Source organism: Devosia sp. (assembly GCF_024707125.1).
Classification (GTDB): Bacteria; Pseudomonadota; Alphaproteobacteria; order Rhizobiales; family Devosiaceae; genus Devosia.
In genome coordinates this window covers 727,740-749,905 of the sequence record NZ_JANQAH010000007.1, presented here as the reverse complement: position 1 = coordinate 749,905, position 22,166 = coordinate 727,740, and the positions used below count along the sequence as shown (strand labels likewise).

Genomic DNA, 22,166 nt, shown 5'->3' with positions numbered 1-22,166 from the left:
GCGAAGCCTCGAACCACGAGGGCGTGGCACCACAAAAAAGGGGCTCCCAACCGGGAGCCCCTTTTGCTTTACGCCGGAACGAACTTCGCCGCATTCTCCGCCACATAAGCCGCCAGCGTCCGCGGCTTCTTCCCCGTCAGCTTCTCCACCGCATCTGTGGTCGCCGCCGTCCAGCCCTCGCGCACCGGATAAAAGATCGCCGCCAGCATCTGTGCATAATCCTGCGTCAGGCCCGCCGAAACGAGGGCAGGGACGAACTCCGCGTCATCGACCGACCGATAGCCAACATTCCGCCCCGCTGCCTTCGAAATCAGCGCTGCCGCCTCGCCATAGCTCAGCGCCTCCGGCCCCGTCAGCGCAAAGGCCTGTCCATCGAACCTGTCGGTCGTCAGCGCTACAGCAGCCGCCGCGGCAATATCCCGGCTATCGATAAAGCTCGACTTGCCTTCGCCCGCCGGCACCCGGATTTCGCCTGCCAGCACATCGTGGCCCCAATAGCTCTCAAAATTGTCCGAGAACCAGTTCGGCCGCAGGATCACATAGGGCACGCCCGACTTTTCGAGCCGCAGCTCCACCTGCCGGAACGGAATATTGTCATCCGCCTCGACCCCTATGGCCGTCTGCAACACCACTTTCACCCCGCGCTCCGCCGCAGCATCCACCACCGGCGCCAGCAACCGCACATGATCCGCCTCGCCAGCCGGCGCCAAAACGAACAGCCGATCCACACCCTCCAGCGCCGGCCCCAGCGTTTCCGGCCTGTCGAGGTCAACCAGCACCGCCTTGGCCCCGGAAACCGAAACCTTCTCCGGCCGCCGCGTCCCCACGCGCACCGTCTCGCCCTTTGCCAGCAGTTCCTGCACCAGCGTCGCGCCGACATTGCCGGTCCCGCCGATCACCAAAATCTCTTTGCTCATTTCGCGCTCTCCACATTGCAGCTAGTACCCAAGAGAAACTAGCTAGCGAAATTGCACTTAAACCAATTCTGGAAAGCTGGTAAGAAGGCACTACCGGGTGATAAGGTCACCGCACGGAAACTTGGTGCCGCCATGAAAATTCCAAACGTCTACGAAAAGGATTGTCCCACGCGGCTGGTCCTCGACCACATCGCCGACAAATGGACCGCGCTGATCCTGTGGAAACTTGTCGACGGCCCGCTGCGCTTCAACCAGATCCGCCGCATCGTCGAAGGCATCTCGCAAAAGATGCTGTCCCAAACCCTGAAACAGCTCGAGCGCGATGGCCTCGTCTCCCGCCGCGCTTTCGCCACTGTCCCGGTTACGGTGGAATATTCCGTCACGCCCCTGGGCCACAGCCTCGCCGAAAAAATGGCTGCCGTTTCCCTCTGGGCGCAGGACAATATCGATAGCGTACTCTCGGCCCAGGCGAAGTATGATGCCGGAGTCGGCGAGAACGCCTAGGAGCGCCAAAATGGGTGAAGTCATCTCCCTGTCGAAAGCCCGCAAAGCCAAGGCCCGCACCGAAAAGGAAGCGGCCGCCGAAGCCAACCGCCAGAAATTCGGCCGCACCAAAGGCGAAAAGCTCAAGGACGCCGCCGAAAAATCCAGCGCCGAAAAGCACCTCGATGGGCACAAGCTCGACGAGTAGCCCCAGCGCTATCGGACCCACCGGCCGTCATCCTCGGGCTCGACCCGAGGACACTTCACTTAGCAATGACAAGGCAAGTGAAAAGCCCTCGGGTCGAGCCCGAGGGTGACGATCATCGATGATCGTAAGCCCTCCGCCAAAACCCCTTGCCCTCAACCGTACTCTGCGGTACTCCCCAACCCAATCGTTGGCTATGGCGCGGACTATCGGGATGGAGGCGCGCTATCTCCGCGCCCAATTGTAAAACCATCCCGGACTACCATGACCATCGCATCAGCATCGTCCCCGGCGGCCGCGCCGAGGAATTCCGCCCGCCGCGTTCTCGCTGCGAGCATGATCGGCACCACGATCGAATTCTTCGATTTTTACATCTACGCCACCGCCGCGGTGATCGTCTTCCCGCACCTTTTCTTCCCCTCCACCGACGAAAACTCGGCGCTGCTCTCCTCGCTCGCCACCTTCGCCATTGCTTTCCTCGCGCGCCCCATCGGCGCCGCCTTCTTCGGCCATTTCGGTGACAAGGTCGGCCGCAAGGCAACGCTCGTCGCCGCGCTCCTCACCATGGGCATTTCCACCGTCCTCATTGGCGCTTTGCCCACCTACGAGCAGATCGGCATTTTCGCGCCGCTGCTGCTGGCTCTCTGCCGTCTGGGGCAGGGCCTCGGTCTGGGCGGTGAATGGGGCGGCGCTGTCCTCCTCGCCACTGAAAACGCCCCCGAAGGCAAGCGCGCCTGGTACGGCATGTTCCCCCAGCTCGGTGCTCCCGTCGGCTTCTTCTTCGCCACCACCATTTTTCTGGTCCTCGCCCATTTCCTCGGCGATGAAGCCTTCATGTCCTGGGGTTGGCGCGTGCCGTTCCTCGCCAGCGCCGTGCTGGTCATCTTCGGCCTCTTCATCCGCCTGAAAATCACCGAAACCCCGGAATTCGCCAAGGCCGTGGAAAAGTCCGAGCGCGTCGAAGTCCCCTTTTTCGACGTCTTCAAGAGCCACAAGCTGAGCTTGCTTCTCGGCACCATGGCCGCTCTGGCCACCTTCGTGCTGTTCTACATCATGACGGTGTTTTCGCTCAGCTACGGCACGGGCACCCTCGGCTACAGTCGCGAAGAATTCCTCATCCTGCAGATGGTCGGCGTCCTCGCCTTCGGCCTCTTTATCCCCGTCGCCGCCGTCCTCGCCGACCGCTTTGGCATGCGCCGCGTCATGATCGGTGTCTCCATCGGCATCGCCCTTTTCGGCCTCATCCTCGCCCCGCTCCTCGGCTCGGGCAATGTCGTCGGCGTCCTTGGCTTCCTCTGCATCGGCTTCGCCCTCATGGGCATGACCTACGGCCCCCTGGGCACCGCGCTCGCCGCGCCATTCCCCACGGCCGTCCGCTACACCGGCGCCTCGCTGACTTTTAATCTCGGCGGTATCTTTGGCGCTTCTTTCGCGCCCTATATCGCCACCTGGCTCGCCAGCACCTACGGCCTCCACACCGTCGGCTACTACATGATCATCGCCGCCGTGATCACGCTCGTCGCCTTCGGCTTCATCCGCCAGACTTCGGAATAGGGCCACCCACCGCGCGTCATCCTCGGGCTCGACCCGAGGACACTTCACTTAGCGAACGCGCAGCAAGTACAAAGCCCTCGGGTCAAGCCCGAGGGTGACGGTTCGAGTGAACGCACATCCCCCAAAGCCACCACGTCATTCCCGCGAAAGCGGGAATCTCTCTTTCGAGTGCAGGGATGCCCGCTTTCGCGGGAATGACGCGGAGTAAAACTACCCCGCCACCTCCTCCAAAAACCGCGCCCGAAACTCACTCGGACTGATCCCCACCTTCTGCCGAAAATGATGCCGCAGCGTGTGCGCGCTTCCAAAGCCCACCGCAGCCGCCACATCCTCCATCCCCGGGTTCCCCTGGGTAAGAAGCCTCTTGGCCTCGCCAACCCGTTCATCGGCCAGCCAATCCCCCGGCGATTGTCCCGTCGCCTCGGCAGACCGCCGCAAAAACGTCCGCAGGCTCATCCCCATCTCGCCGGCCATCCGCGACACAGTCCAATCGGCCTCAAGGCTCCCGCGAACCTCTTCCAGCAGTGGCCCGATCTCCGTGCCCTCCCGCACCCCCACTGGCCGCTCCAGAAACTGCGCCTGTCCACCCGCGCGGTGTGCCGGCATCACCAGCCGCCGCGCCACCGAATTAGCCGCCGCAGCCCCAAAGTCCTGCCGCACCACTTCGATGAGCAGATCGATCCCCGCCGCACTCCCCGCCGACGTATGGATCCGATCATGGATGCGATAGAGCGAAGCATCATCCACGGAAACATCCGGATACCGCTCCCGCAGCTTCTCGGCATAGCGCCAATGCGTCGTCGCCGTCCCGCCACTCAGCAGCCCCGTCGCCGCCAGCACAAACGCCCCCGAACAGATCGAAGCCAGCCGCGCCCCCCGCGCATGCGCTGCCCGCAATTGCTCAGCCAGCGCCTCAGGCACCGGCGCATCCGCACCCTTCCACCCCGGAACCACGATGATATCCGCCTCGGCCAAAATCTCCGGCCCATGATCGGCCACCACAGTCAGCCCGCCATGCGCCCGCATCGGCCCATCATCGACCGCGCAACTGGCAAACCGATACCAGCCGGTTCCCATTTCCGGCCGCGACAGCCCAAAAATCTCGGCCACGATGCCGAATTCAAACGTGCAAAGCCCATCATAGAGCAGGGCGACAACAAGGGGACCGGTCAAGTTTGGCATGATATCTACGCATATTGTCATTCACGCCAATTTTCAACGGGGCAGGGCACACCTATCCAAGAGGACGAAGGAGAACCACATGCCCACTTCCGTCGCCGCCACGCCCGCCGCCCCCAGCGTCCTCGCCCGCGAACATTTTGCTGCCCAGTTCGCTTTCGAAACCGATTGCTGGGACGTCCACGACGCCCTGTCGAAGGGCCCGGACTTCGTCCTCCTCGACGTCCGCAGCCCCGCCATGTTCGCCCGCGGCCACGTCCCCGGCGCCATCAACCTGCCGCACGGCAAGATCATCCGCTCCAGGATGGAGCAGTACCCAGCCGACACGCTCTTCGTGACCTACTGCGCCGGCCCCCACTGCAACGGCGCCGCCCGCGGCGCCCTGCGCCTCGCGGAGCTGGGCCGCCCGGTAAAGATCATGGCCGGCGGCATCACCGGTTGGGTCGACGAGGGATTTGAGTTGGAAGTCAGCGAGGAGGTGGCGGCCTAGTCACCACCGGCGCTGCTAAACAACCGCCGCGCGCACAAATCTCTCCCCTCCATCGTCATTGCCGGGCTCGTCCCGGCAATCCATCTCGCCTTAGCATGGACCACCGGGACGAGCCCGGTGGTGACGATAATTGAGAAATCACAACGCGCTTTTCTCTCCGTTTTCTCGGTGTCATCCCCGCGAAAGCGGGGAGCTCCGTTTCGAAACAGGGGTTCCCGCTTTCGCGGGAATGACATCGAGCACGGAGATAAAACGTAACTCCGGCCTTACCAGTCTACCTGGCAAACCACCCCATCCGGCCCAAACTGCATGCTGTCCGGCGTGTATTCAAAAATCTCCAGCTTCACCCCGCTCGGATCCGCCAGCCAAGCCTGCCAGGTGTGATCCACCCCCAGCTTCTTGTCGGTAATCGCCACCCCATGCGCCTTGGCATTGGCGATGAACCCATCAAGATCGTCCGTCTCAAAACAGATGTGGTTGATCTGGTTCGTCTCTTCGAACCGCGACTCGCCCTTGAGAAACACCTCAACAAACGTCCGATTGCCGAAATCGAGATAAAACCCGATCCGCTTGTCGCCCCGCTTGAAGTCGAATTTCGGCTTGATGCCGATCACATCGCGATAAAACGCCTCCACGGCGTCGAGATCTCTGGCGAAGACACAGGTATGGGCGACCTGTTTGACGAGCGGCATGTTGATTCCTCCGTTTTTTGTAACGTTACAGTTCTCGATCGTGCCGCGAAACGGGGCAGGGGCGAGAAAATTTCGCTTCGCCTCTTTCCCTTGTCACAAGCGCAGTCTAGGAGAAGCCGAATAGCCTCGAAACACCGCAGGGAAAGGCCGAAAATGTCTTCAATTATCCACGTCCAGGGTCGCCAGGTTTACGATAGCCGCGGCAACCCCACCGTCGAAGTCGATGTGGTCCTGGATGACGGCAGTTTTGGCCGCGCCGCCGTTCCCTCGGGCGCTTCCACCGGCGCCCATGAAGCCGTCGAACTGCGCGATGGCGGCAAGAAGTACAACGGCAAGGGCGTCACCCAGGCCGTCGAAAACGTCAACACCGCCATTTTCGAAGAAATCCAGGGCATGGATGCCCTCGATCAGCTCGGCGTCGATCAGGCCATGATCGATCTCGATGGCACCCCGAACAAGTCGCGCCTCGGCGCCAACGCCATCCTCGGCGTTTCGCTGGCCGTCGCCAAGGCCGCCGCTGAATCGAGCGAACTGCCGCTCTACCGCTATGTCGGTGGCCCCAACGCGCACGTCCTGCCCGTCCCGATGATGAACATCATCAATGGCGGCGAGCATGCCGATAACCCGATCGACATGCAGGAATTCATGATCCTGCCCGCCGGCGCTGAAAACCTCGCCGATGCCGTCCGTATCGGCTCGGAAATCTTCCACACCCTCAAGAAGGGTCTCTCCGCCGAAGGCCACAACACCAATGTGGGCGACGAAGGCGGTTTCGCGCCGAACCTCGGCTCCGCCGACGAAGCCCTCGGCTTCATCATGCGCTCCATCGAAAAGGCCGGCTACAAGCCGGGCGAGGACATCTTCCTCGGCCTCGATTGCGCCGCCACCGAATATTTTAAGAACGGCAAGTACGAGATGGTCGGCGAGGGCAAGTCGCTCTCCTCCGAAGAAAACGTAAAATTCCTGGCCGATCTCGCCGCCCGCTACCCGATCATCACCATCGAAGACGGCATGGCCGAAGACGATTGGGATGGCTGGAAGGCCCTCACCGATGCCATCGGCAAGAAGGTTCAGCTCGTCGGCGACGATCTCTTCGTTACCAACACCCAGCGCCTCGTTTCGGGCATCAAGATGGGCACCGCCAACTCGATCCTCGTCAAGGTCAACCAGATCGGCTCGCTGTCTGAAACCCTGAACGCCGTCGATACCGCGCACCGCGCCGGCTACACCTCGGTCATGTCGCACCGCTCGGGCGAAACCGAGGATTCGACCATTGCCGACCTCGCCGTCGCGCTCAACTGCGGTCAGATCAAGACCGGCTCGCTCAGCCGCTCCGATCGTCTGGCCAAGTACAACCAGCTGATCCGTATCGAAGAGCAGCTCGGTTCCTCGGCCAAGTACGCCGGCTACTCGGTCGTCAAGGGCCGCTAAGCATGATGCGGGCCCTCGTTCTTGAGCGATACGGCCCGCCAGAACAGGTTCTGCGGCTGGAGCAAGTGCCCCGGCCGCAGCCCAAACCGGGCGAAGTCCTCGTCCGCGTAAAGGCCGCTTCGGTCAATTCGTGGGACTGGGACCTCGTCGCCGGCACCCCCATGGGCCGCATTTCGGGCCCCTTCAAACCACCCCACAAAATCCTCGGCGCCGATATCGCCGGCACGGTTGAAGCCATAGGGCAGGGCGTCACCGCCTTCCAACCCGGCGATCCCGTTTTCGGCGATCTCAGCGAAGGCAAATGGGGCGGCTTCGCCGACTATGTCTGCGCCCCTGCGAAAACCCTGGCCAAAATCCCCGCTGGCGTCTCGTTCACCGATGCAGCCGCACTTCCCCAAGCCGGCGCGCTGGCCCTGCAAGCCCTGCGCAAATTCGAAGGCCTCGGCCCCGGCCACACCGTCCTCTTCAACGGCGCCGGTGGAGGCGTCGGCACTCTGGGCATCCAGCTCGCCAAAGCCAAGGGCGCAAAAATCATCGCCGTCGAGCGCGCCGAAAAGCGCGAAGCCGTCCTCGCCCTCGGCGCAGACAGCTTTATCGACTACCGATCCCAGGACTTTACGGCCGCGCCCGAGAGCTACGACCTCATCATCGACGTCGTCGCCAACCGCCCCGCCGCCCACTATGCCCGGTGTCTGAAACCCGGCGGTCGCCTCATGCTCATCGGCGGCACCTATGGCAGCCTGATCCGCGTCGCCCTGGCTGGCCTTTTCCGCCGCGACAAATCCCTCGGCGTCCTCGTCTACAAAGCCTCCCCCGCAGACAATCTCGCCCTGGCCGAACTCTGCCGCGCCGGCACACTCCGCCCCATCATCGACGGCCCCTTCTCCCTCGAAGACGGCGCCCGGGCCCTCCGCCGCCTCGGCAGTGGTCTCGCTGTGGGCAAGGTCGTCATCTCCCTCTAGTCCCGCCACGTCGTCATTCCCGCGAAAGCGGGAATACGTCCCTATGTACTGCCCAAAAACTGGGCATAAGATGACAAGTGTAGAATCATCTGCGCTTGGGGAGTCTCTGGTATGATAAAGCGTCTATCTGCCGAAGCATTTGGTACATTCTGGCTAGTATTCGGCGGCTGTGGCTCTGCCGTTCTTGCTGCCGGTATTCCTGAACTTGGTATCGGCTATGCCGGCGTTGCTTTGGCCTTCGGCCTCACAGTGCTGACCATGGCCTATGCCGTGGGTCACATTTCCGGCGGCCACTTCAATCCCGCCGTTTCCCTCGGCCTCGCCATCGCCGGTCGCTTCCAATACAAGGACCTCATTCCCTATTGGGTCGCCCAGCTCGTCGGCGGCATTCTGGGCGCCGCCGTTCTCTTCGCCATCGCCTCGGGCACGGCCGGCTTCACCGCAGGCGGCTTCGCCTCCAACGGCTACGATGCCCTCTCGCCCCATGGCTATGGCCTCGTCTCCGTGCTGATCGCCGAAGTCGTGCTCACCGCCTTCTTCCTGATCATCATCCTCGGCTCGACCCATGGCAACGCCCCGGTCGGCTTCGCCCCCATCGCCATCGGCCTCGGCCTGACCCTGATCCACCTGATCTCGATCCCGGTCAGCAATACCTCGGTCAACCCGGCCCGCTCCATCGCCGCCGCCATCTTCGCCCAAAACGGCGCCCTCGGTCAGGTCTGGCTCTTCATCGTCGCGCCCCTCGCCGGCGCCGCCATCGGCGCCATCCTCTGGAAAGCCCTGCTGAATCGCGATTGACGCAACGAAAAAGGCCCGGTGGAACAAACCGGGCCTTTTGCTTGTCGGGTCAGAAGAGGGACGCCCTTATTTCCGCTGATAGGTCAGCGTCTGGCAAAGCAGTTCCGCCTGGCAGCCTTCAATGTCGATAGTATCGGGGCCTGTCTGCGTAACCGTCGCTTCAGCACTCAGCCCCCCGGCATCCAGCGCCCCTTTCCATGTGTTCGGCGCCGTCTGCTGCGCCTGCATCACCTGCTTTCCGACATAAGCAAGGTTCTCTTCCGTCGCAGAGTCACCCTGCAGAACATCCAGCGTCCCGCACAGGTCGGTCCCGGATCCGCAGAGGGAGAACGTGAACGTCGTGCCCCACTCATCGGCAAAGGAGCCCGAGGGATCGAGCGCGGCGGGCTGCGACATCGCTGGCGCCGCGAGCATCGCGCTCAGTCCAGCGATTGCAGCTAGGGCGGTGATTTTGTGCATTGAGGTCTCCTGCCATTTGCGTGGCCACACACCGGCAGTCCAATAAGAGCCGATAGGAGCCAACGCAGAGACAGGAGTTGCGGTTCGCTCGCCGCTAAAGTCGTGATCCAGTGCCCGGCAGCAGTCAGCGGTGATCGATGAGCTTCTTGAACAGAGCTTTCTTGGCGATGCCGCTGGTCGCATGGCCCTTGGTCTTGCTCAGATTGATCACCAGCAGCACGTCGCTATCCTGCAACGCGACCGCCGAGGTGATCTCGTCTTTGAGCCCCACCGAGTTCCGGGTCGAATTCAGCAGATAAAACGACGCGGTTTCCGACCAGACCTCGCCATCTGCCGCCTGCTCGATGGCCTTGGCCAGCGCAGCATGGCGATCGTCATAGTCGCTTCCGTCTTCAAGCATGAAGCTTACGGCAAAAAGCGCCAAAGCATTCTCCTATGGGATTTGTATGGTGCCCGCGCGCGAGCGTAGATCAGGACCAGACAGTATAGTCCTCGCCTGCATGGCCCTTTTCCCAGCCCTCGTCCCAGTTGGCTTCGTCGTCATTCTTCTTGCCGCGGTGCGGATTGGTGTTCTTGTCTTTTTCCGTGGCCCCGGCCGTCCATCCGGCCAGCCGCACCTGTTCATCGTGACGTTTACCGTTCGCCATCTCTTGCTCCTGTAACACTAGTCCCGACGCTATCCGTAACCGCTCCGTTACTGGAACGCCGTCTCCGCAAAACTCCGCAGTTTTCGCGAGTGCAACCGCTCCGCCGGCTGATCCCTCAGAATCTCCATCGCCCTCAACCCAATCTGCAAATGCCGATTGACCTGCGTGCGATAAAAATCCGAAGCCATGCCCGGCAGTTTCAGCTCCCCATGCAACGGCTTGTCCGAAACACACAGCAGCGTCCCATAGGGCACGCGGAACCTGAACCCGTTCGCCGCAATCGTCGCGCTCTCCATATCGAGCGCCACCGCCCGCGACTGGCTCAGCTGCCGCACGATCTCCGTCTGGTCCCGCAATTCCCAATTGCGATTGTCAAACGTCGCCACCGTCCCGGTGCGCATGATCTTCTTGGTCTCGATCCCCTCGGTCTGGGTGATCTCCTCCACCGCCTGCTCCAGCGCCACCTGCACTTCGGCCAGCGCCGGCACCGGCACGGTCAGCGGCAGGTCGGCGTCGAGCACATGGTCCTCGCGCACATAAGCATGCGCCAGCACATAGTCGCCCAGTTCCTGCGAATTCCTGAGGCCCGCACAATGCCCCAGCATGATCCAGGCATGCGGCCGCAAAACCGCAATATGGTCGGTAATCGTCTTCGCATTGGCCGGCCCGACGCCGATATTGACCATGGTAATGCCGCGCCCGCGATCACCCACCAGGTGATAGGCCGGCATCTGCGGCGTCCGCGGCGGCGGCGACCCGGTCACCGCGCCCCCGGTCAGCGCGTTGTCGGTCGACACATTCCCCGGCTCGATAAATCGCTGATAGTGCCCATGCCCATCGGCCATCCACGCCTTCGCCACCCGGCAGAATTCGTCGATATAGAACTGGTAGTTCGTAAAGATCACAAAGTTCTGGAAATGCTCGGCCGCCGTGCCCGTATAGTGCGCCAGCCGGAACAGCGAATAGTCCACGCGCGGCGCCGTAAAGGCCGAAAGCGGGTAGGGTCCACCTCGCGGCGGCACATAGGTGCCATTGGCAATCTCGTCGTCCGTATTGGCCAGGTCCGGCGCGTCAAAAACATCGCGCAGCGGAATATTGAGCGCATTCAGCGCCGCGCCATCCACATGCTCATGCGGCGGCAGGGCAAAATGCAGTGGGATCGGCGTGTCGCTCTCACCCACATCGATGGTGCCACCATGATTGCGCAGCAGCACGGTGAACTGTTCTTCAAAATAGGTCTTGAACAGTTCCGGCGCCGTCACCGTGGTGCGATAAATCCCGGGCGTATGCAGATACCCATAGGGCAGGGTGCTCTCATGCTTGGAATAGCTGGTGGAACGCACTTCCACCTGCGGATAGCAGGCCCGCACCCGACCCTTCGGAATCTCTCCCCGCGTCAGGCTCGCCAGTTGATCGCGGATGAAATCGCAGTTCCGATGGTAGATGTGAGCGATATGCTCCCAGGCGGCCTCTGGATCGGTAAAGCTCTGGGTCTCAAGGCGCGGCGGGCAAATCGTCGTCATGAACCATCCTCATCTGCCAGCCACATCAGGCCGGCGGGCGCTCATTGGAATCGCGCCGGTTTGACCGTTCACTATAGGGACCGCATGACACCTTCTCAACGGAGGCCGTGGGGGCCAAAACAGTCTTCACACTTCGGTGAGCCGTACTTTTATTGCCGCAATTGCCTCCCATCTTTTCACTCAGTTCATCGGCAACTGCAAACGACCCATGCACCGGTGAGCAGGATATGGTTGGCCGCTTGTCCCCCAAGCCCTCAACAGCGCGGCGGACCATATCCCCCAAGGCCGTCCGGCAGAGATGTCGGACGGTCTTTTTTTGTTTTGCCTGGTTTGTTTTGCTTGGAGAGCGCGCAACCTTTCCCTCTCGTCGTCACCACCGGGCTTGTCCCGGTGGTCCATGCTGCCAAGACTGGATTGCCCGGACAAGCCGGGCAATGACGATCGACAAGGGTTGTGTGTTCATGCGAAGCGCAGCACCCTGTCCCTTCGGTGCGATAAACGGAGCCTCCAGTGAGCGTAGCCTTCACCAAAGAAGACAGTGCTGAAACTGCCTCGGAATCCGTCCTGCCCGATCGCCCCATTCCGCCCGGTCTCAATCTTGTCACCGAAGCTGGCCTCAAGGCGCTCGAAGCCCAGGTGGAATCCGCCCGCACCGCCTTCGAGGCCGCCCAGGCCACCGACGACATCAACGAGCGCCGCCGCCAGTCCGCCGTGCCGCTCCGCGATCTCCGCTACTTCTCCGAGCGCCTGCGCACCGCCCAACTCGTCCCGGCTCCTGCCGACACAAAAACCGTCGCCTTCGGCAGCACCGTCACCTTCAGCCGCGACGATGGCCGCGTGCAGACCTACCGCATCGTCGGCGAAGACGAAGCCGAGCCCAAATCCGGCACCATCTCCCACGCCTCTCCCATCGCGCAGGCCCTCCTCGGCAAAAGCGTCGACGACGTCGCCACCCTCGGCGCGCAGGAACTGGAAATCATTAGGATCGGCTGACGGCCCAGTTCACGGTGTCATTCCCGCGAAAGCGGGAACCCCTGTTTCTGAGCTGAAACTCTCTCCTCCGTCGTCATTGCCGGGCTTGTCCCGGCAATCCATCTCGCCTCCGCATGGACCACCGGGACAAGCCCGGTGGTGACGACCACTAGTAGCTCTAGCGTGCGTCCTCGGGGCTCTCACCCATAAGCCTTCCGCAGCTCCCCCACCGAAATCTCCGCCAGCTCCCTCAACACCCCCATATCCACATCGCTTAGCCGCTTCACATAAAGACAAGCCTTGCCCATCCGGTGCTTCCCAAGCCGCGCCAACAGCGCCTCCCGCTTCTCCGCCACCTCCGGAAAGTACGTCCCCATAAGATAGATGCTGAATTCCGTCTTGCGCGGCGCAAAGCCGACAAGAAAGCTGTCGCCCTCGTGCCCCGTCTCGTAGCGATAGTGGTACTGCCCAAAACCCACCATCGTGCCCCACAGCACTGGCAGCTCCCCCGAAACCTCGCTCATCAGTGCGATCAGCGCCTGCGCGTCGGCCCGCTTGCCCGCGTCCTCGATCCCCTCGATGAACGCTGCCACATCACCGCTGCCGGGCTTCGTCTTCTGTTCCGCCATTCCCGACCTCCGTCCCGTTACTCCGTATAGTCGACCACAGTCTCCGGATTGCTCTCGCCATCATAGCTGGCGTCGATCTCGTAGCGCTGCAGCGTCCATTCGCCGTCATTGAAATTCCAGGTTCCGGAGGAGCTGGCATCGCCAATGCCGCGCCAGAGCGAATAGTCCGAAATCGTCCGCGTCTTCGGGTCATATTGGGAATTGGTCAGAATGGTCGTGGCGTTGAACCCCAGCACCGTCAGGTCTTCGAGCCTACCTTCAATGGGCTCGTCGTCCTCATAGGTCGTCTCATAGGCCGGCACCGCGAAGCTGAGCGTCGCCAGCCCCTCATAGTTGCGGTAGGTGTAATAGGCATGCACCTCGTTATAGGCGCCCGTCATGCACCAGATGCGGATGAGGGTGATTTCCTCCTGGTCGGAAGCAGCGCCCGGATAGAGATCGTAGCTGAACGTCCAGCTCTGATAGGCGCTCTCCGCATCATGGGCATTTTCGAGCGGCTCGCAGTAGCCCCCGCTCGCCAGCGCGTGCAGTTTCCTGGCCTGCTTCTCCAGCCCATCCGGCTGGGCGGCCGCAGGCGTCGCCGCAAGTAAAAGCGCCGCCAAAGGCAAGCAAAGCAATGGACGGATCATGACGCATCCCTTATGTCGAAGCCGAAACGCGGGAGCACCTTCCCGCGCCTCTATCCCCAAGAAAACGAGGCCACTATGACCGCAAAAATCATCGACGGAAAACTCTTTGCCGAGAATCTGCGCGGTCGTATCGCGGGCCACGTTCAGCGCCTCAAAACCGAGCACGGCATCACCCCCGGCCTCGCTGTCGTGATCGTCGGATCCGATCCGGCCAGCCAGGTCTATGTGTCCAACAAGGCCAAGCAGACTGCCGAAGTCGGGATGAATTCCTTCAAGCACGAGCTGCCCGCCGACGTCTCGGAAGCCGACCTGCTCGCCCTCGTCGCCAAGCTCAATGCCGACCCCGCTGTTCACGGCATTTTGGTCCAGCTCCCGGTTCCAAAGCACATCGACCCCAACAAGGTCATCGAAGCCATCGACCCCATGAAGGACGTCGACAGTTTTACGCCTGCCAATGTCGGCAAGGTCCAGATCGGCCTTCCGGGCCCGGTCTCCTGCACGCCGCTCGGCTCGCTGATGCTGTTGCGCGATCACCTCGGCAAGCTCGAAGGCAAGAACGCCGTCATCATCGGCCGCTCCAATCTCGTCGGCAAACCGATGATGCAGCTCCTCCTGCGCGACAACTGCACCGTCACAGTCGCCCATTCGAAGACGCAGAACCTCGCCGACGTCGTCCGTCAGGCCGATATCGTCGTCGCCGCCGTCGGCCGTCCTGAAATGATCAAGGGCGATTGGCTGAAACCCGGCGCGGTGGTCATCGATGTCGGCATCAACCGCGTGCCCGCGCCCGAAAAGGGCGAGGGCAAGACCAAGCTCGTCGGCGACGTCGACTTCGCCTCCGCGGTGGAAGTCGCTGGCGCCATCACCCCGGTTCCCGGCGGCGTCGGCCCCATGACCATCGCCTGCCTCCTGGCCAATACCATCACCACTGCCTCGCTCATCAACGGCCTCGTGCCCCCGAGCGATCTCACGGCATGAGCCAGACCTCTCTCGACCTGGGCGACGACACCGCCCACGATCCCGGCGGCAAGGTGCGTCTGCGCCTTGGCGCCGGCGTCCATGGCGATGCGGTCATGAGCGAAGACGGCCGCTACCGCCAGCTCATGCGCCGCTGGCTGGGCGACACGTTCCCGGAAAACTACATCCTCTTCATCGGCATGAATCCCTCGACCGCCGATGCGACCGTCGACGACCCCACCTGCGCCCGCGAATGGACCTTTGCCCGCCGCGAAGGTTTTTCGGCCATGGTCAAATGCAACGTCGGTGACTACCGCGCCACCGATCCCAAAATGCTGATCCAGCCCGGCATAGTCGCCGTCTCGCCCGCCAACATCCCCGCCATCCGGAAAGCCGCAAACGGGGCAGGGCGCATCGTCCTCTGCCACGGCAAACTAAACAAAGCCCTCGCCCCCGCCGGCCGCGAACTCGTGAACACCCTCCGCGCCGACAACCTCGACCTCTGGTGCTTCGGCACCAATGCCGACGGCTCCCCCAAACACCCACTCTATCTCCGCGCCGACACCGCCCTCATCCCATTCCCAGCCTAACGCGAAGCGCACCCCTCCCTCTGAGAAGCGTGAACCGGCCGGAAGCCGCGCCGACTAAGCGGCGCAGCTTCCCAAGCCCCACTCACCCCGCGTTGGCCACCTTCAACACCTCCACGCTATGCGCGGCCCCGCCGGCATCGACCCAGGCAATGATCTGCCCGGGCCGCAATCCCAACAGCGCCGCCCCATGCTTCGATGTCACCGACATGCGATAGGCCTCGCGCCCGGCGACATGTTCGGGCAATACCAGCTTGATCGTCCGCTCTTCGCCCGAAGCCACGCGAAAGCGCACCACGCTGCCGAGCCGAACAATGTCAGCCGGCAGCATCGTGTCCTCCACGATCACCGCCCGATCGAGTTCATAGAGCAGGAAGTCCACCTGATCCGAATCCTGCTCCACATCGATCAGCGCCGCGGTGGTCAGCCGTCTATGCTCCCGCGCGCCGATCATGATGTCGGGCGATTGCGACCAATCCTTCAGCGAAAGCGTCGTCATCGCGCGTCCTCCCTCTGCGTCCGCAAACCACTTCTGCCCTCCGGCGCATCGAAGAGATGTTCAGGCAGGGCCTTGGGACCATCATAGTCCCGGTGACACCACGGACAGCGCTGCGCCGCCCGCGGTCGAGGACCGGCACAAGACCGGCAAAATCTGAGTGCTGGCATGTCCCATCCTCACATCTGCGAGGATCGGGCAAAGGCCTGCAGCAGCAACTGCCGCTCCTCGAGCGAAGCCATGCGTATGGTCATGGTTTCGGTCTTGATCGGCGTCTGCGGCGGCAGGCGGTAGCGCACGGCAGGCACATGCTGCTCGGCCCAATCCTTAAACCGGCTGAGCTTGTTGCCGCCGCTGATGGGAAGGGTCACGGAATACTTGAAGGTCATCGCAATTGTCTCGGACAAGCATGCCAAAACGCGCCCACGAACCGCGGGCGCTTGTCAGGCATGAAAAATGTAGGATTGGGTTAGAGCCTCCTGGTGCCGCTCTTGCCTAAAAGGCAGGTAGCAACACCAGGCAATCAGCCTGCCAGGCGATGACCGTCGCGTGTCTGGGGGACGAAAATGAAATCCGTGCTCATGCCGCCCATCATGGCCATATTGCCCGCCTTGTCAAATTCGCCCCGGAAAACCCTCTTTACCGCTCGTTTACCCAATTCCACGCAATGCGGCGCCGAATGCTAACAGTCTGTCAGCATTAACGTCCCCTCAACCAGCCTGACGACATTTTGCGAAGAACTGTACGCGCGCTGTGTAAAAACGCGCGCCTGACCCAAGCGTGTTGAGTAAAGAGTACCGTGACCACTTGGCGCAACCTCGTCCGCACAGTCGCCCTGTGCGCGCTAATCGCCCCGACCCTTGCCGCCTGCATGGGCGGCGGAGGCCTCGGCGCCACCGTCAAGCGCGGTGCCTTCACCTCCAAGGAATATGGCGTCGCCGTCTCCCCGCGCGTCACCAATGACCCCAATCCGCCGCGCGGTGGCGGCCGCTATCAGGTCGGCCAGCCCTATACCGTGCGCGGAAAAACCTATGTGCCGCAGCACGATCCGAATTATCAGGCCGCCGGCACGGCCTCCTGGTACGGCTCCGATTTCCACGGCCGCCGCACGGCAAATGGCGAAATCTTCTCCGCCAACGCCATCACAGCCGCGCACCCAACCCTGCCGCTGCCGTCCTATGTTCGCGTCACCAATCAGGACAATGGCCGCTCGCTGATCGTCCGTGTGAACGACCGCGGCCCCTACGTCGCCGGCCGCGTCATCGACCTGTCGCACCAGGCCGCCTCCATGCTTGGCTACGTCAACAACGGCTCGGCCAATGTCCAGGTCCAGTATGTCGGCGCCGCCCCGCTCGAAGGCGACGACACCCGCACCCTGATGGCCAGCTATTCCGGCCCGAACGATTTCGACACCGGCAACATCCGCGTCGCATCGGCCGAGAGCAATCGCAGCCTCGTGGGCATGACCACCAATTTCTTCAATGGCTTGTTCTCCTACGCCGACTCGACACCTCAGGAAGTCGACGCCGGCATCGGCACGGCTTTCGCCGCCGTCAATTCGATGGCCGCCGGCACGCCCGACCTCCAGGCCTGGGCCAAGAGCGTCGATGCCGATAGCCGCGCCTTCAAGCTCGGCCTCGGCACCTTCTCCAACCCGACCAATGCCGTCGCGCTCGCCGAACGCTTCGCCATTCTCGGCGCGGTCGATGAAGAGCAGGTGCTGGTCAATGGCCACCCGGCGACCCGCCTCACTCTCAGCTATTTGAAGCCCGGCGCCACAAAAGAGGACGCTCTCGCACTGGCGCGAGAACTTGGACTTGGCGACATAATTCTCTATTAAAATAGGGGTCGATCGCCGAGCCGAATCCGGCCAGGACGGCCGAAACGCAAGGTATTGCCCGTGAGACTGCTTCTTGCCCTGCTCATCGCCTTCGCCAGTGCCTTTCCCGCTCTGGCGCAGGCAAATTTCGAGACCAATGCCCGCTTCGCGGTGCTGATGGACTATGAATCGGGCACGGTGATTTTCCAGAAGGATGCGGACGCGCAGCTCGAGCCGGCCAGCATGGCCAAGCTCATGACCCTGGCCGTCGTCTTCAACGAAATCCGCTCCGGCCGCGTGCATCTCAACGACGAGTTTTTCGTCTCCGAACACGCCTGGCGCACCGGCGGCGCCTCCTCGGGCGGCTCCACCATGTTCGCTGACCTGAATTCAAAAATCCGCGTCGAAGATCTCGTCCGATCTGTCATCATCCAGTCCGGTAACGACGCCGCTATCATCCTCGCCGAAGGCATCGCCGGCACCGAAGGCAGCTTCGCCGCCATGATGAACGAGCTGGCCCGCAATATCGGCCTCGATGGCTCGCATTTCATGAACCCGACCGGCCTGCCGGACCCCGACCAATATTCAACCGCCCGCGACCTGGCCGATCTCGGCAGCTACCTGATCCGCGAATTCCCCGAATACTACCACTACTTCTCCGAGCCCGAGATGGAGTGGAACGGCATCAAGCAGGCCAACCGCAATTCCCTGATCGAAGTCGGCATCGGCGTCGATGGCCTGAAAACCGGCCACACCGAAGCTGCCGGCTACGGGGCCGTCATCTCCACCGCCCAAGGCGATCGCCGCCTCGTCGCCGTCGTCCACGGCCTAGGCTCCATGCGCGAACGTGCCGAAGAGGGCCGCAAGTTGCTCACCTGGGGCTCCCGCGCCTTCGAGCGCTTCGAAGCCTATCCCGACGGTGCCGTGGTCACCTATGCCGATGTCTATGGCGGCGCCATCTCCAGCGTCGGCCTCGTCGGCAATGGCGAAATCGCCCTCTATCTGCCGCGTGGTTCCCGCGATTGCCTGTCGGCCAGCGTCCACTATGTCGGCCCGCTTCTCCCCCGGTTTCGGCCGGTCAGCAGGTCGCCGAGCTGCGCGTCTTCTGCAATGACGAACTCGTACAGAGTGCGCCGCTCTACGCCGCCGAAGATGTGCCGCAAGGCGATCTCGTGCGCAGGGCTACCGACGCGCTCAAACAGCTCGCGTTGGGCTGGCTTTGAGCCGAAGGGCAAATTTGCTCCGTTGGAGCGCGCCCCACCCACGGCGTCATTCCCGCGAAAGCGGGAATCTCTGTTTCCGCGCTGGAATGACACGGTGGGAGTGACAGGGCCAAACATAAGCCCCATCGTCATTGCCGGGCCTGTCCCGGCAATCCATCTCAGGGAGGCAAGGCCTCCGGCCCAATGTCCCTCCAAAACCTTTCCCCACCTCCCGAGTTGACCTAAAAGAAACCGGACCAAGGAATCAGCCTACCCATGCTCGAAGCGCCAAATCGCAGACAGGCCCGCTTCATCACCTTTGAAGGTGGGGAAGGGGTGGGCAAGTCCACCCAGGTAAAACGCCTGCTCGCCAATCTGGCCAGTGTCTCCGTCGACGCCGTACGCACCCGCGAACCCGGCGGCACGCCCAAGGCAGAGGCCATCCGCTCCTTCATCCTGCAGGGCCGCAGCGAAGCCTGGGGTTCAGGCGCCGAAGCCGTGCTTTTTGCCGCCGCCCGCTACGATCACGTTACGCAACTGATCGCCCCCAATCTCGCCAAGGGCACCTGGGTCATCTCCGACCGCTTTTGCGATTCCACCCGCGCTTACCAGGGCCTGACGGGCGGCGTCGATTCCAAGCTGATCGACGCCCTCGAAGACCTCGCGCTCGATGGCCACACGCCCGATCTGACCATCGTCCTCGACATGGACCCGGAAACCGCCTTCAAGCGCGTTGCCGAGCGCGCCATCGAAGACGGCCTCGCCCTCACCGGCGATCGCTTCGAAAAGGAAGAGCTCGACTGGCACAAGCGCCTGCGCGACGGCTTCCTCGATATCGCCCGCAACAATACCGACCGCTGTGTGGTCCTTTCCGCCAATCAGGCCGAAGAAAGCCTGGAGCGCGAAATCTGGAACACCGTCCAGTCGCGGTTCCCGGAACTCCAGACCGGTATCCCCGCGTGACCGATCCCTCTGCGCTTGCCGGCCTGCCGCTGCCCGAAGAACGGCACGGCGCCATCGGCCATGACGCCGCCCGCGCGGCAATCCTCGCCCAGCTCCACGAGCGCCGCCTGCCGGGGGCCATAATGCTCCACGGCCCCCAAGGCATCGGCAAGGCCACCTTTGCCTTCGAACTTGCCGCCGCCATTCTCCTCGCCACCGGCGACGAAAGCCCCGAGCGCGTGCAGGAACAGGTCACCGCGCTCTCGCACCCAAACCTCTTCGTCCTCCGCCGCCGCCCCAAGGACGCCAAGGGCTTTTACACCATCATCCGCGTCGAAGACGTGCGCGAACTCCGCGATGCGCTGCATCACACCCGCGGTCGCGCCGGCCACCGCATCGCCATTCTCGACTCCATCGACGATTGCAATCCCTCGGCCGCCAACGCGCTCCTCAAGACCCTCGAAGAGCCGCCCGCTGACACGACCTTCCTCCTGATCTCGCATCGCCCAGGCCAATTGCTGCCGACCATCAAGTCGCGCTGTCACAACCTGGCCCTGCGCCCGCTCGCCGATAGCGATGTCGCCGAGATCGTCACGGCCAGCATGCCGGGCATCGACGACGAAACCCTGCAACGCGCCCTCGGCCTCGCCGGTGGCCGTCCGCGCCGCGCCTTCGAAACCCTGGCACTGTCTCCGGAGTCCCCCGTCGGCGCTCTCATTGCCTGGTTGCAGGCGCCCCAAAACCTGCCAGCCGGCACGGCCATCGCCCTTGCCGACGCCATAGGTTCCGATCCTCAGGGACCGGACATGTCCTTCGCCCGCGAAATCCTTCTTGATTGGCTTTCCGACGAGGCGCGCAATGCCGCAATGCAGCCCGGCGAGCGGTTGCGGCTTGCCTCGGCAACTGACCTATGGGACAAGGCAAACGCGCTTCTGAGCGAAGCCGACAGCGTCAATCTCGACATGAAGCAGACGCTGTCCGTGCTGTTCGACGCCATAAGGAAGCACCGAAACACGACTGCCATCCCCACAGAGTCACAATGACCGCAAAGCCCTTTTACGTCACGACCGCGATTTCCTATCCCAATGGCGCCCCGCATATCGGCCACGCCTATGAGATGATCGCGACCGACGCCATCGCCCGCTGGAAGCGGCTCGAAGGCCGGGAAGTTTACTTCCTCACCGGTACGGACGAACATGGGATCAAGATGGTTCAGACCGCGGCCAAGGAAGGCATTCCTGTCCGCGAACTGGCAGATCGCAACTCGGCCGAGTTCCGCAAACTCGCCGAAGCGCTGAACCTCTCCAACGACGATTTTATCCGCACCACCGAAGAGCGCCACTACGCTGCCTCGCAGGCCATCTGGAAGAAGATGGAAGCAAGCCACAACGGCGACATTTTCCAGTCCACCTACAAGGGCTGGTACTCGGTGCGCGACGAGGCCTATTTCGACGAGAGCGAACTGACCGAAAAGAACGGCAAGCGCTTCGCCCCCTCGGGCGCCGAGGTCGAATGGGTCGAAGAACCGACCTATTTCTTCCGCCTTTCCGCCTATCAGGAAAAGCTGCTCGCACTCTACGAAGCCAATCCCGATTTCATCGCTCCCAAGGAGCGTCGAAACGAAATCATCTCCTTCGTGAAGGGCGGCCTGCAGGACCTTTCCGTGTCCCGCACCACCTTCGATTGGGGCATTCCTGTTCCCGGCGCCGAAGGCCATGTGATGTATGTCTGGGTCGACGCCCTGACCAACTACATCACCGGCGTTGGCTACCCCGACGAGCAGAGCGAGCTCTTCAAGAAATTCTGGCCCGCTGACCTCCATGTCATCGGCAAGGACATCATCCGCTTCCACACCGTCTACTGGCCCGCTTTCCTCATGAGCGCCGGCATCGAAGTGCAGCACCGCGTCTTCGCCCATGGCTTCCTCACCGTCGACGGCCAGAAGATGAGCAAGTCGCTCGGTAACGTCATCGACCCGTTTGAGCTGGTCGAAACCTTCGGTCCCGACGCCGTCCGCTACTTCTTCCTGCGCGAAGTCTCCTTCGGCAACGATGGCGACTATTCCAACGAAAAACTGGTCAACCGCGTCAACGCCGACCTTGCCAACAACCTCGGCAATCTAGCCCAGCGTTCGCTCTCGATGATCAACAAGAACTGCGACGCCAAGGTGCCCGAACTCGGCGCCCTGACCGACGCCGACAACGCCATCATCGCCGAAGTCACCGAAGCGCTCGAAGCGGCGCAAAAGGCCATGGACGAGCAGCTGGTCCACGAAGCCACAGGCGCCCTCATCGCTGCCCTGTCGTCGGCCAACAACTACTTCGCTGGCCAGGAACCCTGGGCGCTGAAGAAGACCGATCCCGCCCGCATGGCGACCGTCCTCTATGTCACCGCCGACACCGTTCGCCGCATCGCCATCCCGATGCTCGCCTTCGTTCCGGCCTCGGCAGCGCGCCTTCTCGACCAGTTGGCAGTCCCCGCTGACCAACGGACCCTCTCTGCTGCGCTCAATGCTAACAGTCTGCTAACCAATACTGACCTGCCAGTGCCGCAAGGTGTCTTCGCGCGTCTCGAAAAGCCGGCCGAGTAAGCC

The 22,166-nt window shown here is 62.6% G+C and carries 26 protein-coding genes and 1 pseudogene; 16 read left to right on the top strand and 11 right to left on the bottom strand.

The window, feature by feature from the left end; translation table 11 throughout:
- Positions 1 to 68: 68 nt before the first annotated feature.
- Entirely contained in the window at positions 69 to 917 is an 849-nt protein-coding gene (locus NVV77_RS08910; protein WP_295412221.1) for an SDR family oxidoreductase, read from the bottom strand.
- Between the two features lie 132 nt (positions 918 to 1,049).
- On the opposite strand from NVV77_RS08910, the gene NVV77_RS08905 reads away from it, so the two are divergent.
- The 3 genes from NVV77_RS08905 (at position 1,050) to NVV77_RS08895 (ending at position 3,159) form a co-directional block, all read left to right on the top strand.
- A complete protein-coding gene (locus tag NVV77_RS08905; protein WP_295412219.1) occupies positions 1,050 to 1,421 on the top strand; it encodes a helix-turn-helix domain-containing protein in 372 nt (123 codons plus the stop codon).
- A 10-nt stretch (positions 1,422 to 1,431) separates the two neighbouring features.
- Complete coding sequence (locus NVV77_RS08900; RefSeq protein ID WP_295412217.1) at positions 1,432 to 1,608, top strand: DUF4169 family protein; 177 nt, start codon at positions 1,432 to 1,434, stop codon at positions 1,606 to 1,608.
- 261 nt (positions 1,609 to 1,869) lie between these two features.
- Entirely contained in the window at positions 1,870 to 3,159 is a 1,290-nt protein-coding gene (locus tag NVV77_RS08895) for an MFS transporter (protein WP_295412215.1), read from the top strand.
- Between the two features lie 210 nt (positions 3,160 to 3,369).
- On the opposite strand, the gene ftrA is transcribed toward NVV77_RS08895, so the two are convergent.
- A complete protein-coding gene (ftrA, locus tag NVV77_RS08890; RefSeq protein WP_295412213.1) occupies positions 3,370 to 4,341 on the bottom strand; it encodes a transcriptional regulator FtrA in 972 nt (323 codons plus the stop codon).
- A 79-nt stretch (positions 4,342 to 4,420) separates the two neighbouring features.
- Here ftrA and NVV77_RS08885 point away from each other — a divergent pair, with 79 nt between their 5' ends.
- Positions 4,421 to 4,828 (top strand): rhodanese-like domain-containing protein, encoded by a 408-nt coding sequence (locus NVV77_RS08885; protein ID WP_295412211.1) that lies wholly within the window; start codon positions 4,421 to 4,423, stop codon positions 4,826 to 4,828.
- Between the two features lie 266 nt (positions 4,829 to 5,094).
- Here the strand turns inward: NVV77_RS08885 and NVV77_RS08880 are convergent, their stop codons facing one another.
- On the bottom strand, positions 5,095 to 5,520 hold the full coding sequence (locus NVV77_RS08880) for a VOC family protein (protein ID WP_295412210.1): 426 nt from the start codon (positions 5,518 to 5,520) through the stop codon (positions 5,095 to 5,097).
- 153 nt (positions 5,521 to 5,673) lie between these two features.
- Here NVV77_RS08880 and eno point away from each other — a divergent pair, with 153 nt between their 5' ends.
- The 3 genes from eno to aqpZ all read left to right on the top strand — a co-directional run bounded on the left by eno (position 5,674) and on the right by aqpZ (position 8,711).
- On the top strand, positions 5,674 to 6,951 hold the full coding sequence (gene eno / locus NVV77_RS08875; protein ID WP_295412208.1) for a phosphopyruvate hydratase: 1,278 nt from the start codon (positions 5,674 to 5,676) through the stop codon (positions 6,949 to 6,951).
- A 2-nt stretch (positions 6,952 to 6,953) separates the two neighbouring features.
- A complete protein-coding gene (locus NVV77_RS08870) occupies positions 6,954 to 7,913 on the top strand; it encodes an NAD(P)-dependent alcohol dehydrogenase (protein WP_295412206.1) in 960 nt (319 codons plus the stop codon).
- A 111-nt stretch (positions 7,914 to 8,024) separates the two neighbouring features.
- Positions 8,025 to 8,711, top strand: a complete 687-nt coding sequence (gene aqpZ, locus NVV77_RS08865; RefSeq protein WP_295412204.1) for an aquaporin Z — start codon at positions 8,025 to 8,027, stop codon at positions 8,709 to 8,711.
- Positions 8,712 to 8,777: 66 nt separating this feature from the next.
- Here the strand turns inward: aqpZ and NVV77_RS08860 are convergent, their stop codons facing one another.
- From NVV77_RS08860 to NVV77_RS08845, 4 genes are all read right to left on the bottom strand, one after another.
- Positions 8,778 to 9,170 carry a hypothetical protein gene (locus NVV77_RS08860; RefSeq protein WP_295412202.1) on the bottom strand — a complete coding sequence of 131 codons (393 nt, stop codon included), beginning with the start codon at positions 9,168 to 9,170 and terminating at the stop codon, positions 8,778 to 8,780.
- Positions 9,171 to 9,294: 124 nt separating this feature from the next.
- On the bottom strand, positions 9,295 to 9,594 hold the full coding sequence (locus tag NVV77_RS08855; protein WP_295412200.1) for a hypothetical protein: 300 nt from the start codon (positions 9,592 to 9,594) through the stop codon (positions 9,295 to 9,297).
- A 46-nt stretch (positions 9,595 to 9,640) separates the two neighbouring features.
- On the bottom strand, positions 9,641 to 9,817 hold the full coding sequence (locus tag NVV77_RS08850; protein WP_295412198.1) for a hypothetical protein: 177 nt from the start codon (positions 9,815 to 9,817) through the stop codon (positions 9,641 to 9,643).
- Between the two features lie 47 nt (positions 9,818 to 9,864).
- Positions 9,865 to 11,340, bottom strand: a complete 1,476-nt coding sequence (locus NVV77_RS08845) for an AMP nucleosidase (RefSeq protein ID WP_295412196.1) — start codon at positions 11,338 to 11,340, stop codon at positions 9,865 to 9,867.
- Between the two features lie 510 nt (positions 11,341 to 11,850).
- Here NVV77_RS08845 and greA point away from each other — a divergent pair.
- Entirely contained in the window at positions 11,851 to 12,333 is a 483-nt protein-coding gene (greA, locus tag NVV77_RS08840) for a transcription elongation factor GreA (protein ID WP_295412194.1), read from the top strand.
- Between the two features lie 179 nt (positions 12,334 to 12,512).
- On the opposite strand, the gene NVV77_RS08835 is transcribed toward greA, so the two are convergent.
- Together NVV77_RS08835 and NVV77_RS08830 are read right to left on the bottom strand one after the other, a co-directional pair.
- Positions 12,513 to 12,941, bottom strand: coding sequence for a DUF1801 domain-containing protein (locus NVV77_RS08835; RefSeq protein WP_295412193.1), 429 nt, complete (start codon positions 12,939 to 12,941; stop codon positions 12,513 to 12,515).
- Positions 12,942 to 12,958: 17 nt separating this feature from the next.
- Positions 12,959 to 13,570 carry a DUF1176 domain-containing protein gene (locus NVV77_RS08830; protein ID WP_295412191.1) on the bottom strand — a complete coding sequence of 204 codons (612 nt, stop codon included), beginning with the start codon at positions 13,568 to 13,570 and terminating at the stop codon, positions 12,959 to 12,961.
- A gap of 75 nt (positions 13,571 to 13,645) precedes the next feature.
- On the opposite strand from NVV77_RS08830, the gene folD reads away from it, so the two are divergent.
- Positions 13,646 to 14,548, top strand: coding sequence for a bifunctional methylenetetrahydrofolate dehydrogenase/methenyltetrahydrofolate cyclohydrolase FolD (folD, locus tag NVV77_RS08825; protein WP_295412189.1), 903 nt, complete (start codon positions 13,646 to 13,648; stop codon positions 14,546 to 14,548).
- Complete coding sequence (locus tag NVV77_RS08820; RefSeq protein ID WP_295412187.1) at positions 14,545 to 15,117, top strand: DUF1643 domain-containing protein; 573 nt, start codon at positions 14,545 to 14,547, stop codon at positions 15,115 to 15,117. The genes folD and NVV77_RS08820 overlap by 4 nt, the downstream gene beginning before the upstream one ends.
- A gap of 82 nt (positions 15,118 to 15,199) precedes the next feature.
- On the opposite strand, the gene NVV77_RS08815 is transcribed toward NVV77_RS08820, so the two are convergent.
- A complete protein-coding gene (locus NVV77_RS08815) occupies positions 15,200 to 15,613 on the bottom strand; it encodes a GreA/GreB family elongation factor (RefSeq protein WP_295412185.1) in 414 nt (137 codons plus the stop codon).
- A gap of 176 nt (positions 15,614 to 15,789) precedes the next feature.
- Positions 15,790 to 15,999 (bottom strand): hypothetical protein, encoded by a 210-nt coding sequence (locus NVV77_RS08810; protein ID WP_295412183.1) that lies wholly within the window; start codon positions 15,997 to 15,999, stop codon positions 15,790 to 15,792.
- A 482-nt stretch (positions 16,000 to 16,481) separates the two neighbouring features.
- Between NVV77_RS08810 and NVV77_RS08805 the strand changes: the two genes are divergently transcribed.
- From NVV77_RS08805 to metG, 6 genes and pseudogenes are all read left to right on the top strand, one after another.
- A complete protein-coding gene (locus tag NVV77_RS08805) occupies positions 16,482 to 17,450 on the top strand; it encodes a septal ring lytic transglycosylase RlpA family protein (protein WP_295412290.1) in 969 nt (322 codons plus the stop codon).
- Between the two features lie 156 nt (positions 17,451 to 17,606).
- A pseudogene (locus NVV77_RS21940) lies at positions 17,607 to 18,194 on the top strand (D-alanyl-D-alanine carboxypeptidase family protein); the annotation flags it as partial.
- Positions 18,104 to 18,652: a hypothetical protein gene (locus NVV77_RS21935; protein WP_367178609.1), complete on the top strand. Its 549-nt coding sequence runs from the start codon at positions 18,104 to 18,106 to the stop codon at positions 18,650 to 18,652. The pseudogene NVV77_RS21940 and the gene NVV77_RS21935, both read left to right, overlap by 91 nt.
- 255 nt (positions 18,653 to 18,907) lie before the next feature.
- Entirely contained in the window at positions 18,908 to 19,594 is a 687-nt protein-coding gene (gene tmk / locus NVV77_RS08795; protein ID WP_295412181.1) for a dTMP kinase, read from the top strand.
- Positions 19,591 to 20,616, top strand: a complete 1,026-nt coding sequence (locus NVV77_RS08790) for an AAA family ATPase (protein WP_295412179.1) — start codon at positions 19,591 to 19,593, stop codon at positions 20,614 to 20,616. The genes tmk and NVV77_RS08790 overlap by 4 nt, the downstream gene beginning before the upstream one ends.
- Complete coding sequence (gene metG / locus NVV77_RS08785) at positions 20,613 to 22,163, top strand: methionine--tRNA ligase (RefSeq protein ID WP_295412177.1); 1,551 nt, start codon at positions 20,613 to 20,615, stop codon at positions 22,161 to 22,163. The genes NVV77_RS08790 and metG overlap by 4 nt, the downstream gene beginning before the upstream one ends.
- The last annotated feature ends 3 nt before the right edge of the window (positions 22,164 to 22,166 follow it).